Source organism: Galbibacter sp., assembly GCF_035306585.1.
In the GTDB taxonomy this organism is placed as follows: Bacteria; Bacteroidota; Bacteroidia; order Flavobacteriales; family Flavobacteriaceae; genus Galbibacter.
Genome location: NZ_DATGNU010000115.1, coordinates 12,302 through 29,619 on the forward strand (window position 1 = coordinate 12,302; position 17,318 = coordinate 29,619).

16 protein-coding genes are annotated in these 17,318 nt (G+C 38.4%); 4 read left to right on the forward strand and 12 right to left on the reverse strand.

Features of this window, described 5'->3' with window-relative positions:
* The first annotated feature begins 18 nt into the window (after positions 1 to 18).
* Positions 19 to 2,475: an ATP-binding response regulator gene (locus tag VKY50_RS10575; RefSeq protein ID WP_324301627.1), complete on the forward strand. Its 2,457-nt coding sequence runs from the start codon at positions 19 to 21 to the stop codon at positions 2,473 to 2,475.
* Here VKY50_RS10575 and VKY50_RS10580 read toward each other — a convergent pair.
* From VKY50_RS10580 to VKY50_RS10600, 5 genes are all read right to left on the reverse strand, one after another.
* Positions 2,472 to 3,824 carry a sigma-54-dependent transcriptional regulator gene (locus VKY50_RS10580; protein WP_324301629.1) on the reverse strand — a complete coding sequence of 451 codons (1,353 nt, stop codon included), beginning with the start codon at positions 3,822 to 3,824 and terminating at the stop codon, positions 2,472 to 2,474. The genes VKY50_RS10575 and VKY50_RS10580 overlap by 4 nt on opposite strands.
* A 193-nt stretch (positions 3,825 to 4,017) precedes the next feature.
* Positions 4,018 to 4,203 (reverse strand): hypothetical protein, encoded by a 186-nt coding sequence (locus VKY50_RS10585; protein ID WP_324301631.1) that lies wholly within the window; start codon positions 4,201 to 4,203, stop codon positions 4,018 to 4,020.
* 25 nt (positions 4,204 to 4,228) lie between these two features.
* Positions 4,229 to 4,390, reverse strand: coding sequence for a DUF1328 domain-containing protein (locus tag VKY50_RS10590; protein WP_008989890.1), 162 nt, complete (start codon positions 4,388 to 4,390; stop codon positions 4,229 to 4,231).
* 215 nt (positions 4,391 to 4,605) lie between these two features.
* Entirely contained in the window at positions 4,606 to 5,478 is an 873-nt protein-coding gene (gene fabD / locus VKY50_RS10595) for an ACP S-malonyltransferase (RefSeq protein ID WP_324301634.1), read from the reverse strand.
* Positions 5,479 to 5,672: 194 nt separating this feature from the next.
* Positions 5,673 to 6,197, reverse strand: coding sequence for a gamma carbonic anhydrase family protein (locus tag VKY50_RS10600; RefSeq protein WP_324301636.1), 525 nt, complete (start codon positions 6,195 to 6,197; stop codon positions 5,673 to 5,675).
* A 133-nt stretch (positions 6,198 to 6,330) separates the two neighbouring features.
* Between VKY50_RS10600 and VKY50_RS10605 the strand changes: the two genes are divergently transcribed.
* Entirely contained in the window at positions 6,331 to 7,233 is a 903-nt protein-coding gene (locus tag VKY50_RS10605; protein WP_324301638.1) for a NifU family protein, read from the forward strand.
* Between the two features lie 88 nt (positions 7,234 to 7,321).
* Here the strand turns inward: VKY50_RS10605 and VKY50_RS10610 are convergent, their stop codons facing one another.
* The gene (locus VKY50_RS10610) at positions 7,322 to 9,592 is read right to left on the reverse strand and encodes an inorganic phosphate transporter (protein WP_324301640.1); all 2,271 of its coding nucleotides are present in this window, start codon (positions 9,590 to 9,592) and stop codon (positions 7,322 to 7,324) included.
* A 291-nt stretch (positions 9,593 to 9,883) separates the two neighbouring features.
* Between VKY50_RS10610 and VKY50_RS10615 the strand changes: the two genes are divergently transcribed.
* Both VKY50_RS10615 and VKY50_RS10620 read left to right on the forward strand, forming a co-directional pair.
* Complete coding sequence (locus VKY50_RS10615; RefSeq protein WP_324301642.1) at positions 9,884 to 10,084, forward strand: dodecin family protein; 201 nt, start codon at positions 9,884 to 9,886, stop codon at positions 10,082 to 10,084.
* Between the two features lie 130 nt (positions 10,085 to 10,214).
* Positions 10,215 to 11,045 carry a mechanosensitive ion channel family protein gene (locus VKY50_RS10620; RefSeq protein ID WP_324301644.1) on the forward strand — a complete coding sequence of 277 codons (831 nt, stop codon included), beginning with the start codon at positions 10,215 to 10,217 and terminating at the stop codon, positions 11,043 to 11,045.
* Here the strand turns inward: VKY50_RS10620 and tsaB are convergent.
* From tsaB to VKY50_RS10650, 6 genes are all read right to left on the reverse strand, one after another.
* On the reverse strand, positions 11,042 to 11,731 hold the full coding sequence (tsaB, locus tag VKY50_RS10625; protein ID WP_324301646.1) for a tRNA (adenosine(37)-N6)-threonylcarbamoyltransferase complex dimerization subunit type 1 TsaB: 690 nt from the start codon (positions 11,729 to 11,731) through the stop codon (positions 11,042 to 11,044). The two genes, VKY50_RS10620 and tsaB, sit on opposite strands and share 4 nt — an antisense overlap.
* Positions 11,732 to 11,752: 21 nt before the next feature.
* Entirely contained in the window at positions 11,753 to 13,123 is a 1,371-nt protein-coding gene (locus VKY50_RS10630; RefSeq protein ID WP_324301648.1) for a TolC family protein, read from the reverse strand.
* Positions 13,124 to 13,148: 25 nt separating this feature from the next.
* The gene (locus VKY50_RS10635) at positions 13,149 to 14,273 is read right to left on the reverse strand and encodes an efflux RND transporter periplasmic adaptor subunit (RefSeq protein ID WP_324301650.1); all 1,125 of its coding nucleotides are present in this window, start codon (positions 14,271 to 14,273) and stop codon (positions 13,149 to 13,151) included.
* A 12-nt stretch (positions 14,274 to 14,285) separates the two neighbouring features.
* On the reverse strand, positions 14,286 to 15,542 hold the full coding sequence (locus VKY50_RS10640) for an ABC transporter permease (RefSeq protein ID WP_324301652.1): 1,257 nt from the start codon (positions 15,540 to 15,542) through the stop codon (positions 14,286 to 14,288).
* 2 nt (positions 15,543 to 15,544) lie between these two features.
* Positions 15,545 to 16,774 carry an ABC transporter permease gene (locus tag VKY50_RS10645; protein WP_324301654.1) on the reverse strand — a complete coding sequence of 410 codons (1,230 nt, stop codon included), beginning with the start codon at positions 16,772 to 16,774 and terminating at the stop codon, positions 15,545 to 15,547.
* Positions 16,767 to 17,318, reverse strand: a 552-nt coding sequence (locus VKY50_RS10650; RefSeq protein WP_324301656.1) for an ABC transporter ATP-binding protein, incomplete at its 5' end; no start/stop codon positions are given. The genes VKY50_RS10645 and VKY50_RS10650, both read right to left, overlap by 8 nt.

Sequence of the window (17,318 nt, forward strand, 5' to 3'; positions counted from 1 at the left end):
TTTGATTAACTTTAAAAAATGGAAAAAAGTAAAAACAGACTACCCCTAAAAGTACTTGTGAGTTATCTTGCACTTGCCGCACTTGTGGTGATAGTCGGTATGATTGTCAGTAAAGAAATCAGCTCTTTTACTCAAGCCCAAAGAGATGACAGTCAGGAAAAGAACAAAATTCTAAGAATTGGAAAGCTCCTCACGCTCATGTATGAGAGTGAGAGCTTTGCTCGGGTGGCCATTCAGTCCAACAACCGGACTCCTTATGTAAATTTCCTTACCAAAAACGATTCCATCGCCATACAAATTGACTCCCTAAAATTATTAATCAGTGAGCCCTACCAATCCAAACTATTGGATAGCGTGAATTTTTTGCTGAACCAGAAAATAAAAAACATCGATGAACTTCGTGAATTGCGAATCAATGATAACTCGGAAAAATCTTTAGACACCGCAATTGAACGCCTTGTGAGTATAGAAGAAAAATTAGGCCGCTTGACGTTAAAGGATTATGTTGAAGAGCCCGATAGTTTGGATCCTAAAACACGAGAAATTCTCCTGGAAATTAACAGTATATACAATCGCTATATTCCACGAGACTCGAGTAATACCGTTGATCAACAAACTTTAGACTCCATTGTATCTGCCTCGAGGGAAATGCTTCAAAATGTCAAGGAAAGTGCTGCAACACAAAAAACATCTTTAGAGGCCAAAGAACAACAATTGCTACGAAACGATTTGAATACCTCCCAGCAGCTGCGACAAATTCTAACGGCATTTGAAAATGACTTTATGGACAACGCACGGTTACTCAATACGGAAAGAGAGAAAGTACTTCAACGCAGTATCAGGGTCATAACAATTGCGGCAATCATAGGGGCTATATTAGTGATCCTTTTCTCCATCATTATCTTAAGAGATTCCTGGCGGAGCCAACAGTATAAAAAACAAATAGAAGCATCCAATGAGCACAACAAGTCCCTACTCAAAAGCAGGGAACAACTCATCTCCATGGTAAGTCATGACCTGAGAACCCCTTTAAGCACTATTGTCGGTTATACTGAGCTGCTAAAAGATTCTTTTCTCAATGAGAAAGAATCCCATTATACAGACCGCATTAAGAATGCCTCCAAATACGTTTCTCAATTAGTAGAAGATCTACTTGATTTTTCCAAACTCGAGGCTGGAAGAATCAAAATAGAAAAAATCACCTTCAACCTTCACACCCTATTGAAAGAAACGGCGGAAAACATACAATCCCTTTATGCTGATAAACCGATTGACCTGATCATCGATGTCGATCCTAACATTAACCAACCCATTGTTGGAGATGCCTTTAGAATTAAACAAATCCTTTCAAACCTTATAAGCAATGCCTATAAATTCACCAAAGAAGGTAGTATTACCTTAAGGGCGAGAATTCGTCAGAATTCTAAAAAAGAAAATCTATTGACCCTTTCAGTAATCGACACAGGGATTGGAATTGAGAAGGAGAAACAAAACATTATTTTTGAGGAATTTACCCAAGCGGAAAACGACACCGAAAAAAAATATGGCGGTAGTGGACTTGGACTTACCATTTCAAAGAAATTGGCCAATCTTCTTGGAGCAAATCTGTTCCTGGAGAGCAAGCCAGGTAAAGGGAGTACATTCTCCTTAAGTTTTCCTGCGATTTTCAGCAACCAAAAACTTCAAGAACCCCTGATTAAAAGCGAACCTAAACACAAGGTATACAACGCTATTGTCATCGATGATGACCTGGCACTACTACATTTAAACAAAGAAATTCTAGAGCGTAACCAGATTAAAGCCCATACCTTTAGCAGTGGTAAAGTTGCCTTGGAAAATATCGATGCTATTTCATATGACTTTATAATCACGGACATTCAATTGCCATCATTTAACGGCTTCTATTTTGCGGAAACTTTGAAGTCCGAAAAAAAATACGGATATAAAAATCAACCGATTATTGCGGTAACTGGTAGAAAAGACCTCGATAAGGAAAGTTATTTAGAAGCTGGGTTTGCCGGCTTTTTATTTAAACCATATACCCCCGATCAATTGCTACGAACCATCAGTGAAGCGTTGGAAGAAGATCGTTCTTTTGAATCCAATATTTCAGCGAATGATCAAAACCAAAACAAACAGGAAAATCAACTTTTTGATTTAAGTTCCTTGGCTTCATTTTTGGAAGATGAAACCGCTATAAAAAAAGTTTTAGAAGTTTTTACGACAAACACCCATCAAGATTTAAAATCTCTTAAAAAAGCCATCGATAAAAAAGATTATCAAACAGTACGTGATTTAGGTCATAAAATGCAAACGATGTTTAAACAAATCAACGCACAAATGGTGGTTCCTCTGCTACATTTTATGGAACACTTTAAAGAAGACCAGGCACATCAACTATCAGAGAACTACCATTTACTTCATAAGAACATCGTCATTACATTTAAAGCTATGGATGTCCATTTAAAGGATTAGGCATCAATTTCATATTCCTTGATTTTGTTATACAAGGTTTTACGGGTAATATTTAAGAGTTTTGCAGCCTTGGATTTGTTATTATCCACCTCATTTAAAGCATTGATAATAAGTTCACGTTCGTTTTCTTTTCTTGAGAAAGATTTCTTCTCTGACATCTGATACGATGTAGGCGATTTAATTTCTGCTGGAAGCACCTCCTTTTGAATTAGATCACCTTGACTAAGTAAGGCGGAACGTTTGATGACATTGAGCATCTCTCTTAGATTTCCAGGCCACTTATAGGTATGAAACAAATTGATCACCTCATCTGAGAATCCTAAAACATTCTTATTGAGCTGTTTGTTGGCAATATCCAAAAAATGCTCGGCAAAAATCATAAGATCTTCTTTGCGTTCTTCTAGACTTGGAACCTGTATCGAGAATTCATTTAATCGATGATATAAGTCTTCTCTGAACTGCCCTTTTTCCACTGCTTTTAATAGATCTTCATTGGTGGCGGTAATAAGTCGAATATCTACCTCGATCTCTTGATTACTTCCAATGGGTTTTATCTTGCGCTCTTGAAGTGCTCTAAGGAGTTGAATTTGATTTTCGTAGGAGAGGTTCCCGACCTCATCCAAAAAGATGGTTCCTCCATTTGCAGCCTCAAAATGACCTGTCTTATTAGACACCGCGCCTGTGAAGGATCCTTTAATGTGACCAAAAAATTCACTTGCGGCTATTTCTTTTGGGATAGCGCCACAATCTACAGCTATAAAACTAAAGTCTTTACGCAAACTATCCTCGTGTATTTTTCGAGCGACCACTTCTTTGCCCGTTCCACTTTCCCCAGTAATTAATACCGACATATCTGTGGGTGCCACTAATTTAATATACTCATTGAGCTTATTAGAGGCGCTGCTAATTCCTGCAACTCGCGTTTTTACTGGCCGGGTAGACGGTTTATCAGGGTTGGAAGTCGTTCTTATTACTGAAGTAGGATTTTCTTCCTTTTTAAGCGCATTGTGAATTACAGCAAGGACTTCATCTTGATTAAAAGGTTTGGAAATATAATCAAAAGCTCCTTTTTTCATAGCTTTTACTGCAGTGGAAACCTCCGCATAACCCGTCATTAAAATCACAGGGGTGTCTGGATACTGATCTTTCACTTTGGTGAGCAAACTAATACCATCATCATCTGGCAATCTCAGATCTGTAAATACCAGATCATAACTACTTCCTTTCATTTTTTTCTGAGCCTCCTCAGATGAATATGTAGCATCCACTTCAAAAGCATTCTTTTTCAAGAATCGTTCCAACATGGCTGAAAAAGCAACGTCATCCTCAATTAATAAGATCTTCGGCATTTTAATTCGAATTTGTACAAAAATAGGAAGTATTTGTAATTAGGGTTTGTAAAGATATCATAAAAAAGATGCCTCTACAGTTATTTTGGCGCCTAACAGCATAAATTTCGAACTTTAAAATACGTTCATAAAGTTCTGACGCAAAAATATAAGAGACATCTTTTAATTTTTAAAGATCTCACTAGAGAAATCTCTAGTTACCATCAGTCATATCATCTATTTCATCTTCAACTTCTTCCACACCCTGTTCAATTTTGTCGCCTGCATCATCTGCAGCCTCCTTTACTTGTTCCGCGGGTGTTTTCTTCTCCTCTTTACAACTTGTGGTAAATGCAGATACAGAAAATAGAACGGCTAGAATTAATACGAGTTTTTTCATAATACGAGTTTTAAATTGGTTAACATTACTTTCTGGTGATTCTTCCAATCAACGATATGACGAAGAGCACTAGAAAGATAAAAAATAAAATTTTTGCGATACCTGCTGCGGCTCCGGCTATTCCTCCGAAACCTAATATACCCGCAACGATCGCTACGATAAGTAATATAATGGTCCAACGTAACATAATATAAAGTGTTTTTGGTTTATATTAATATACGAATATCGCAGTGTTTTCTGACTTTATTTAATAAACATTTAACGATTTCCTAAAAAAATCATTAAATCACCATTTACCAATCATAACCGTATTAACTGCCTTTATATAGGGATTGCCTCTAAAAAAAGCACCCTATATTTCTTAAAGGTGCCTTTGTAGTATTATTCTAAAATAACAAAGAGTTATGCAGATTGTACCGCTGCTTCTGAATGTATTTTTCTAACCAAACCTTGTAGTACTTTTCCAGGTCCTACCTCCGTGAAATTATTAGCACCGTCAGCAACCATTTGCTGGACACTTTGCGTCCACTTAACTGGTGCAGTAAGCTGAGCAATAAGGTTCTTCTTAATTTCCTCTGGGTTGCTTACCGCTGTTGTACTAACGTTTTGGTATACTGGGCAAATAGGTTCAGAGAAGTTCGTTTGTTCAATAGCCGCAGCTAATTCCTCTCTAGCAGGTTCCATAAGAGGCGAATGGAACGCCCCTCCAACAGGCAATACCAAGGCTCTTCTTGCTCCTTTTTCTTTTAATAATTCACAGGCCTCGTTAATGGCATTAACTTCACCAGATATTACCAACTGCCCTGGACAATTGTAATTCGCTGGGACTACAACCCCTTGGACCTCACTACAGCCCTGCTCAACCACACTGTCTTCTAATCCTAAAATGGCCGCCATTGTGCCAGGGGTGGTCTCACATGCCCATTGCATGGCAATGGCCCGTCTGGAAACCAATTTCAATCCATCCTCAAAGCTCAACGTTCCATTAGCTACCAAAGCTGAGAGTTCTCCTAAGGAATGTCCTGCAACCATATCTGGCTGGAAGTTCTCAATTGTTTTACTCAGGATTACAGAATGCAAGAAGATCGCAGGCTGGGTAACCTTTGTTTGTTTTAAATCCTCCGCAGTACCGTTAAACATAATATCAGTAATGGAGAATCCTAATATATCATTAGCCTGTTCAAATAATTCTTTAGCTAGGGCAGCGTTTTGGTAAAGCTCTTTTCCCATACCCACAAATTGAGCTCCTTGACCAGGAAAAATAAATGCGTTCATCAGCGATAGTTTTTAGTTTCAATTTAATAATTATGTATGGGTAGCGTCCTACCCACCACATGGCAACCTTTTGAGTTTAATACTCCAAAAGTAATAATAATATTTAGCCAGCGGTTAGAATCAAACTCAAAAAGCTGCTAGAGTTATCTACCACATGATCAACCCTGAGCTTGCATCTTAAGTTATTGACGCATTTAAAGCTCCTTGGATTCCCTGAACCAGGAGGCGTATTTTAGATAGTTGTTCGCGATCCGCTCTACCTCTTGTTTGCTTAGATTTTCATCGATTTCCTTAATTTTTTTAGCCGGCACTCCCCCATACACGCTGCCTGGTTCAATGCGAGTGTTCTGTGTAACCACAGCCCCTGCGGCTATGATGGAGTTTTGTCCAACTACACAACCATCCATAACGATACTTCCCATTCCAATAAGTACATTATCCTCAATGGTACAACCATGTACGATGGCATTGTGGCCAATAGAAACATTATTTCCAATTTGTGTAGCATGGCACTGATAGGTACAATGAATGACCGCCCCATCTTGTACGTTCACCTTATTCCCTAAACGGATGGCATTTACATCACCTCTAATGACAGCATTAAACCATACACTACAATGGTCTCCGGTGATTACATCGCCCACAATGACAGCGTTCTCAGATATATAGATATCTTTCCCAAATTCTGGACGCTTCCCTTTGACTGTTTTTATAATCATTTGCTATGTTTTAAAACAAAGATAGGGGGTATAATTAATTATTAGTTAAAAATAATCCCTCAAACCCTAGCTTAACAATTATTCCTTCAAAAGAATCAAATCGTTTTGTAATTTTGTAGCTAAATAAGTTGAGATGGAAAAGATTACAATTAAAATACAGCCTACCAATAGGCCTACTATTATAAAATTTGAAGCCGACGTTTTTTTAACTCGCAAACAAAACTACGAATTCAAAAATGTGGATGAAGCAAAAAACTCTCCACTAGCCAAGCAGTTATTCTATTTACCGTTTACTAAAACGGTCTATATTTCTGGGAATTTTGTTGCTATTGAACGTTATGACATCGTTCAATGGCCAGATGTACAAAACGAAGTTGCGGCACAAATTGAAAATTACTTGAATTCTGGTGAACCTGTTATTATAGAAGATGAGAACACACCTTCTAAAGTTCCAGTGACTGTATACGCAGAAAGCACTCCAAATCCAGCAGCGATGAAATTTGTCGCTAATAAAAAATTAGTACTTCAAGCCAATGAATTTAAGAATATAGAAGAAGCGAAACATTCTCCACTGGCTACCGGGTTATTTCATTTTCCTTTCGTAAAAGAAGTTTTTATCACAGACAATTATGTCTCAATCCTTAAATACGACATCGCAGAATGGGAGGATGTTGTTATTGAATTAAGGGAATACATTCGCACCTATATTGAAGAAGGAAAGGAAGTTGTAACTAAGAATACCGCTCCCAAGGATGCAGATGCACCTACTACACAAAAGCAAGACGTCCCATTAGATGATACTTCCCAAGAAATTGTAGACATCTTAGAAGAATATGTAAAACCTGCTGTGGCAAGCGATGGTGGAAACATTCTTTTCCAGTCCTATGACCAGGATACAAAGACGGTAAATGTCATTCTTCAAGGAGCTTGTAGTGGTTGTCCTTCCTCTACCTTTACCCTGAAGAACGGTATTGAAAATATGTTGAAATCCATGATGGAGAACAAAGTAAACCACGTGGTTGCGATCAATGGGTAGTTTTTAAGATTTAAGATAACACGGATAACAATTTACGGTTTGGCCAAGGTAGGTTATTATCTTTTGGCCAGACCAATTTTCAGCTCTTTCACAGCCGTTTTATATTCCTATAGTCTCGATTAAACTCCTTAAAAAGGATTAATAAATCAATGGTGGACTGTATAAGGTCCTTTGTTTTTAAAAGTAAACTGAAATATAATTTGGTGTTTTTTGGGCTGGTTTCACTGCTTCGAATTCGTTCTACTTGTTTTTGGATTAATCCAGATACCTCCTCCAACAAAATTTTCTTATCTGTAATGATCTGATCTAAATCTTTAAATTCATTGGATTCAATAGCAGTTACGATTCGCATGAACAATTCATGTAGTCGAACCTCTAACCGCTTCAAATCACGAATTTGGTTGAATTTTAATTTCCGGTGATAATTATTCACATGCACGTAACTAATTTTTCTAATATAGGCAGTGGATTGCACCATATCTTGCAAATAGTCCAAGACCAGAATATAAAATTTACTAGCACTCACAGCATTTTCATCCAGTGATTTTACAAAATAGAAGATTTCATCTTTAAGCTCATCGACCTCTGCCTCTAACCTTAGTAGTTGTTTTTTCGTTTTTCGAAGCATCTTCAAATCAAGTAATCCTAAATGATCCACTACGGCACTATATAGTGAGTGGTTTTGCTGTATTACCTTTGAAATATGAACAGAACTCTCCGCAATAATCTCGTTTATAGTGATAAGCGAGGTACGTTCTCTTCTTAAATTCTCATTGCGGATTAGCTGTCTTTGCCTAAAGGCTAGAAAACTTCGTGTTAATAAGACCGCAGCGGTTAAAAGTAAAAGAATCACCGCCGGTAGTCTACCGTAATAAATCAATATCGCTAACATCCCACTTGCTAGAAATGCCACCAGTGCGGTAATGATCCATCCACCAATCACTACAAGGACTCCGGCGACTCTATAAACAGCACTTTCTCGACCCCAAGGCTTATCAGCTAACGAAGTCCCCATTGCAACCATAAAAGTTACATAGGTCGTGGACAATGGCAACTTCAAAGCGGTTGCCCAAGAAATCAAACTGCTCGCTACCATTAGATTCACAGCGGCACGAACTAAATCAAACGCAGGATCATTATCCACCACTTTACCTTTATCCACTTCTGGGATGGAAGGGTTGTTTTCTAACCTATGATAAAGCATCGTAGGAATTAGCATCTTAAAACCATATCCAACTTGCAGACTCATTCGTACTATGAGTCTAGAAAGTATATTTGCGTTAAACTTCTCATCCACAACCCCACTTCGAGAAAGATCGATTTCTGTTTTCATCACAGAGCGTGCTTTTTTGGACCACCACAGGGTAATGACCATAATAATCCCAGCAATTACTAAAAAATAAGTAGGAGTACTTCCCTCTGTTGCCGGAGCTCGCATCATGAAATCGGATGCTAATGTACCATTTAATACATAAGACGGGTGCCAAAGAGCAAAGGCCTGCAATGCTGTTATAGGAACTCCAATGAAATTAACCATGTCATTACCAGCAAAGGATAAAGCTAGAGCAAAGGTTCCAACTAAAACAACAACCCTTAGAACATTTACCCTGCTATAGAAAATCAAAATGAAACAGAGCGCTGTAAAGATGCCTAATAAACTTACTAAAATCAAAACAACATGTCGGTCTAAGAATGCTATATAAGCTATAGGGAGAGCCCCTACACTTGTGAGTCCTCTAATCAAAATAAAGTAACTAAGAGACGTTAAAGCCACTGCTGAAAAGATAGGTTCTACAATTTGAGATCGGTTATGAAAACCAGAAACAAACCACAACCGTGAGAACCATTGCACTAGCATACCAGTTAAAAATGCCAACAACACCGAAAGTATGATCCCTATAATAATCTGCAAGGCACCATCAAGGTTCAGAACAGACGCTAATTTAGTTACGCTGTCATTGTTATTAAAAATTTTGATTGCTGAAATTGCCACAGAGGCACCTAAAAGCTCGAATACTATCGAGACTGTGGTAGAGGTTGGAAGAGCCAAGGAGTTAAAAAGGTCGAGCAGAAGCACATCTGTAATCATCACAGCCATAAATAGGATCATCATCTGATCGAAGGTAAATTGCCATGGATTAAAAATCCCTTCTCGAGGCAGCTCCATTAAACCCGAAGAAAAAAACGCACCAATAAGGATCCCTGCACTTGCAACCATCAAAATAGTTTTAAAGGAAGCAACCCGTGAACCTACTGCTGCATTAAGAAAGTTAACAGCATCGTTGCTCACCCCTACCACAATATCTACCATGGCAAGCAAAAACAAAGCCGCAAGCATGAAAACATAGAATTCCTCCATTAGAAAAAGCTAACAAGGCAAAAGTGATACAAGAAATTGTAAAGTCGGTTAATATAAGGTTGTCAAACTATTACCTTGAAATTAAACCAGTACCAATGCTTTTGGTTATACCATACGGCAATCCGCTTAAAATTATTGTTCAATTCGGCAACAGGACAGTTGAAATCCCCTATCAAAATCAACCAAAAATGACCTAATTCATTTCGTATTAAGGTTTTCATTTCGGAAAATTTAATTTTTTTATAGTATCTTTAAGAGAATCATAATATTAATTCTAAAAAACCAAATGTCATGGCAGTATTAAAAGTTATTGAAGTATTGGCGAATTCTAATAAAAGTTGGGAAGATGCCACCCGAAACGCGGTTAAAAAAGCCTCAACTTCGGTAAAAAACATAAAGTCGGTCTATCTAAACGAACAAAGTGTCACAATAAAAGATGGAGAGGTGGATCAGTTCAGAGTAAATGTCAAAATCACCTTCGAGATTGAATAACAAGTTATCGTAAATTCCACAATTCACTGTGTACTGCCGAATGTTAACATTCGGCAGTATTTTTAATATTCCTTTTCTATTTGGTATTTTGCTTTTACCTTTGGTAGTGGACTTACAAAATATAGAATATATGGATACAGAAAAATGGTTAGAACATGCCATAGATTTGGCATTACTTTATGCGCCAAAGGTGATCATGGCTATCATCTTATGGATTATTGGAAACTTGATTTTTACAAGGATTCTAAAAATAGCCAAACGCGTCATGCTCAAAAGGGAATACGATATTAGTCTTCGTGGCTTTATTGCTGCCCTACTCTACTGGCTATTTAAAATTCTTCTCATCCTTATGGTCCTCGGTACTCTTGGTATTGAAACCACCTCCTTTGCAGCAATTTTAGCGTCCGCTGGTTTAGCAGTTGGCTTAGCGCTACAAGGTTCTTTAGCAAATTTTGCTGGAGGAGTACTTATTTTAATTTTTAAACCTTTCAAAGTAGGTGATTGGATTGAAGCCCAAGGACTCTCTGGATCAGTCAAAGAAATCGGAATCATCAATACGACTTTAAATACCTTTGGAAATCAATTGGCCATCATTCCAAATGGGAAGTTATCAAACGAAAACATTGTAAATTACAGTGCTGAATCCACTCGTAGAGAAGCCATCACTACCGGAATCTCTTATGATTCCGATATCAAAAAGGCAAAAGAAGTACTTTTGGATATCGTTCATTCTTGTGACAAGATCATGAAAGACCCTGCTCCTTCTGTAATGGTTGAGGAGTTAGCAGAGAGCTCTGTGAATATTTCACTTCGCTACTGGGCAACTAATGATAATTTCTGGGATGCCCGCTGGCATGTACTCGAAACTATCAAAGTGAAATTTGATCAGGAGGGAATCGAAATTCCATACCCTCACCAAGTGGAAATTCAAAAAGAACCCAAAAGAGAATTAAACTATTAAGATTGTTTTCGAGATTTTACTCCGATAAAATCTTTAAGGTAAAATGGTTCAAAGTAGGCGAGATTTTCAAAATCGCCTGCTTTGTACTTTTTTGTAGCGATGGTAGCCATTTCATTTGCTGATGGGTAAAGAATCTCCTCTGTAAAAACAGCATTAGGATGGGTAATCACTCCTTTACATTTCGCCGCTCCATCACCTATAAAATGTACCTTTGCCTCTTTTAAATAATCCTTAAACGATTCTGGATTAATTATTTCAGCCTCCGTTTGACGCAGCTTGTTGTAATTAAAATCGAATACTGCAGAATATACCTCCATTCGTCTGGCATCAATTAAAGGCACAATAAAATCATTGGAACTATCTTCGACCACATATTGCCGTGCTAGGATCTCGAGGGTATCAATGGCTACTAAGGGCTTGTCTAATGCGAAGCACATCCCTTTTACTGTGGAGACTCCAATACGCAATCCTGTATAAGATCCTGGCCCCTTACTCACTGCAATGGCCTCCAATTCACCTGGGGTATATCCCGCCTCCTTAAGAACCTCTATGATGAATAGATGCAAATTCTCGGCATGACTGTAATTGGCATCGTTTTGCTGCTTTAAAGCAACTACCTCGCCGTTTCGGCTTATACCCACAGAGCAATTAGTGGTAGAGGTTTCAATATGTAAAAGAATCGACATACTACAAAAGTAGGTGACTTTCTACCATTGTTCCAAAGGAATTCCATAATAAAATTGCAAGAGCTTCAATCGAAATATATAATCGTATTTGGTTTGGATCAGTGTAGCTTCGGCATCATCGAGTCGCGCCTGGGCTTGTGAGTAATCAAAACTATTCATCAAACCTACATTATATCGTTCCTGGGCATATTGATACGCGGTACGTCTTGCCTCCACCGTTTTATCTGCAGCCTGATAGCTTTTAAAAGAGCCCTGGACATCCACATACGCCTGACTTACATCAGTCTCCAATTGCAAGCGATCCTGCTGTAATTGCAGTTTAGCACGCGCTACTGAAATCTTATTTCTTTTAATGGTATTTCTGACATTGAATCCATTGAGTATTGGAATATTTATTTGAACTCCATATGAAAAACCATCTTGCAACCACAACTGATCTATAAAATCAATTTCTCTGCCAGGAATATACTGTCCCGTATTGGGGTCCTCAAATCCTGGATAAACAGCATTATCAGAATACCGTGTGTTGTACTGAAAAAAGGCAGATAAGGTAGGGTATCTTGCCCCTTTGGCAATATCTAGGTCTTTTTCTGCTACCTCAACTTTTGATTGTGATAATTTAATACTATTCATCACCGTAGTGGCCTTTTCATAAATCTCCTGCAAAGGAACCTCCAAAATGGAATCATCAGGAATCATATATCCTTGATCAACTACATCAAAGTTTTGATAATCCGTAATCTGAAGTAGTTGTGCTAGCGAAATTCTAGCAATAAGCACACTGTTTTCGGCAGCTACAATCTGTTGTTCTTGATTGGCTGCAGTGGCCTGAATCTCCAATAGATCTCCTTTGGGAAGCACTCCATTTTCCACAAGTTCGTTGGTGCGTTCTAGATCCTGCTGAGTAGATCTGTACTGCGCTTTAAACACATTGAGTGTTTCTCTATTAGAAAGAATCTGAAGATAAGCATTGGCTACCGCCAACCGAATATCATCCTTTATGTCCTCGGATTGGTATTGTACCGAGAGGGCATATAGCTTTGCACGATTCAATTGATGAAAATTTCGTAAACCATCAAAAAGCGTTAAGGAGGATGAAATGGAAGGGGTTACATTAAAAAACTTTTGATTTACAAAACTGTTGGTCGTTGGATCAATAGAATACCCAGTACTGGAAGAAGCGGATGCTTGCGCGTTTAAACTTGGAATAAAATTCCCGATAGCGTCCGATTTATCGATCGCAGCATTCTCCATATCAAGTTCTGCTTGTTGAATGGTTAGGTTATGCTCCTCTGCATAGCGCACACATTCCTCCAGGGTCCATAATTTTTTATCCTGTGCATGGCTAAAGGCCATGGCCAAAGTGGCTACTAATACTATTTTAAACTTCATAAATGTTGTCTTAGCTGTTTTTCACTTAGGAATTATTTTCTTCTGTTTCCTTCTCCATAGGTTCTATTTTGTTCCAAACCTTGATCTTGTCAGAGGCGGTAAGCCCAGAAATTACCTCCACATTAATCCCGTCAGAAACACCTAATTCTAGATCTCTTCGTTCATATTCATTCTCCCCCACTTGCACTTCTACATAGGGTTTTTCCGTTTCCTTATCGAACTGCAGCCAAGCCTCTTTTATGGCTAAAACATTTTCTTTTTTCTCAAGGATGATGGATGCATTGGCACTGTAACCCGCACGGATAAATACACTATCAGGTATTTCTATATTTGCCTCGATGGTAAACTGTACAGCCCCTTGATCCTCAACACCCTTTGGCGCAATAAACTTCAGTTTAGCATCAAAATCTTGTGATTGCATAGCACCTAGTTTAATACTAATGGGCATTCCTATTTCTAGCTTCTCCACTTCCGCTTCATCTACTTGTCCTTCAAATATCATTTTAGACATATCCGCAATAGTAGCAATAGAGGTTCCATCGTTGAAATTATTTGCCTCGATCACCTGATCCCCTTCCTTTACAGGGATTTCTAAAACAGTTCCATCGACGGTAGCTCTAATATTCGTGTTGGCTGTTGCAGATCCGCCAGCTGATCCCACCCGAATGATCTGATAATCATTTCTAGCATTTTCCAATTCTTGTTTGGCTTGGTTATACTGCAATTCGATGGCTAGGAAGTCTTGACTTGCTACCACCCCTTTATCAAATAATTTTTTATTTCGATCATATTCAATTTGTGCATTCCCTAAGGCAATTTCCGCATTTCGAACGCGGCCTCTAGCACTCACAAGAGACTGTTCGTTAGGAACTACTTTAATAGTAGCAATAAGGTCTCCTGATTTTAATTGATCACCTTCCTCTACCAGAATGTTTTCAATAATTCCAGAGATTTGTGGTTTAATAAGCACCTCGTCCTCTGGTATTACCTTTCCAGTAGCCAGTACTCTATTGGTAATCGTTTCTTCAGTGGCAACGGCTGTATCATAAGTAACCGCAGGTTTACTATTGGTCTTTAATATTCTAGCCACAGCGTATAGGACTAAAAGTACTCCTATAACAATTAAAACGTATTTAAAAATTTTCTTCATGGTTGTAGTTATTTATTCCTCTCTTAATGCTTCTATTGGTTTTATTTTGACGGCTCTATTGGCCGGTATGAGTCCTATTAACATGCTTAGACCGATCATCAGTACAAATGATATCACAATCTGACCTATTCCTACTGTAGGATTGGTAAACGGAAATTCTGTAGAAGATCCGAATTTATAATCCAACAGATGTAATAAAGCCACAGAGATCACAAATCCAATAAGTCCAGCAAAAGTGGTCAGCACGATGGATTCAAGGATGATTTGTCGCTTAATAACCTTAGGTGTAGCTCCTAAGGCTCGTCTGACTCCAATTTCATTGGTTCTTTCCTTTACCGTAATGAGCAGAATATTACTCACCGCAATCACCCCAGCTAGTAGGGTGAAGATCCCAACAAAAAAAGCAAACCCTTGTAATACCATAGTAAAGGCACTGATCCCTTTAAATACTTCTGATAAATCGAAGGATCCAAAAGCCCTGATATCATCAGGATGCACATTGTATTTTTGCTTCATTAGATTTTTAATCTTCGTCTCTGCAACAGACACCTCTTTATCGGCATCGACTAAAATAGCCATCCATCCAATTTTATCTCCTGTATTGAAGGCACGCTGAAAGGTAGAAAAAGGTACAAATACAGCGTTTTCTCCTTCAAAATTAATATTGTCATTTTTCTTATAGATACCAACGACAGAGAAATAGATCCCATTAATTTGTATGGTTTTTCCAATCGCATTCTCACCTTTATTAAAGAGTAGTTTATAGGTGTCTACTCCAATGACACAGACTTTTTTAGCCTCATCCATATCATTTTGATTCAGGAAACGGCCCTCTACTATTCGTTTTTTGGAAACCCGGTCAATCGAAGGGTAATCTCCATAGACTGAAGATCCACTACTTTGTCCATTGCGCATAACTGAAGTGGTTCCACCAAAATCACCTAGCTGAATTCGAGGTGAAATCAATTCCACTTCATCTACTTGACGCTTGATCAACTCGACATCCTCAAGGGTGAAATCAATATGTCGTCCTCGCTCAAACCCGCCATAGGCCATAGAGGTCGATTGACTCCACATAAACATACTATTGGCAGCGGTCCCAGCAAATATTTTATTAAATCCATTTGACATCCCTGTGGTGGCGCCAAGTAAAAGGATCAAAATGATGATCGCAAAAATAACACCCAAGGTCGTAAGAATGGTTCTAAGCATATTTTTGGTCAGTGTACTGAAGACCTCACTCCATAGATCTTTATCAAATAGTCCCATAGTTAATCTGCTCTTAGTGCTACAATTGGTTTAACTTTTGCTGCTTTTACCGCTGGAATTAATCCTGCTAAAAGACCTGCCATGATCAGTACAATGGTGGAGGTTATTACCGTTGCATTGTCTACCGATGGGTTAGAGAAGGCTGGCGCATCGACTATCGGTGAAATTAACGACACCAATCCCATGGCGAACATCATCCCTCCCAGTCCAGAGATCGAAGTGATAATAACAGATTCCATTAAAACTAGTTTAATGACATCAAACGGTTTAGCACCTAAAGCTTTTCTAACACCAATTTCTTTAGTTCGTTCCTTGATTATAAAAACCAAGATATTACCGATCCCTACAATCCCCGCAATTAATATAAGCATCCCAATAGCAATACTAATCATAGATAGCATCCCAGTAAAGTTTGCAACATTAGCAAACCCTTCTGCGTAATTATTGATATACAATGCACCTTGATCGTCTGGGTCTATAATAAGTCGCCTTTTTAATGACTGCTCAAGAATATCTGAAAAGTTAATAGCCTCTGCATAGTTAAAGTCCGGATTGTAGGTCAACGAAATGCGATCCACATCAGTGGTATTGCTATAGAGTCTTTGTAAGGTGGTCAGAGGTGCAAATAAATTTCGTTCTGAGCGTTCATTTCCATCATCGGAGAACACTCCCACTACTTTATAAGATAGTCCATTTAAAACAACATTCTTTCCAATAGGATCTTCCTCTTTGAACAACTCTTGAGCCACGACAGTTCCCATGACCACCACCTTAGAGGTGTTTCTCATGTCACTAGCGTTAATAAAACGGCCTTTATCGATCGTTACCTTTTCTATAAATATATTCTCAGGATTAACGGCATTCACCGTGTAATTACCCCGTTCTGAAAGATGTCTTGCATCCATGCTTTTAGAAAAGCGAGGCGATATATATTGATAATATCCAGGAAAACTTCCCTTTATAAAATCAACATCTTCATTATCTAATTGAATTCTTCTCCCCTTCTCAAAACCTCCATAAGCTTTTGTGGTGGAGCTGGGGAAGATAATAATCGAGTTGGTCGCATCATCCCCAAATTGCTTCATAAAACCATTTTGCATTCCATTAACCGAGGCAAGTAGAAGCACCAAAATAAAGATACCCCAAGCCACCGAAAATCCAGTAAGGAATGTACGAAGCTTATTACTTCTAATACTGTGAAATATTTCTGACCAGAGATCTCTACTAAACATGCTCTGAAGCTCTAACTTGGTTCACTACTGTATCTTCCACAATTAGGCCATCTTTTAAATGGACCACACGTTTACACATTTGGGCAATGTCCTCCTCGTGAGTTACCACCAATATGGTCTTGCCCTGATCATTGATCTTTTGTATCAAATCCATGACTTCATAAGAGGTTTTACTATCCAAAGCACCAGTTGGCTCATCGGCTAGCATCACCTTAGGCTCAGCAGCAAGAGCTCGAGCAATTGCGACTCTTTGTTTTTGTCCACCTGATAATTCACTAGGTAAGTGATCCTTCCATGGTTCCAGTCCTACAGAGGCCAAATGCTTTACTGCACGCTCTTTTCGTTCTTTTCTATTGACTCCTTGATAATAAAGCGGCAAAGCAACATTTTCCCATGCTGATTTATAATTGATAAGATTAAATGATTGAAAAATAAAGCCTAGAAATTTATTGCGATAATTTGCAGCCTTGGTTTCATTAAGATTCTTAATGGGTACGCCATCAAGTATGTATTCTCCTTCATCCAAACTATCCAACATCCCAAG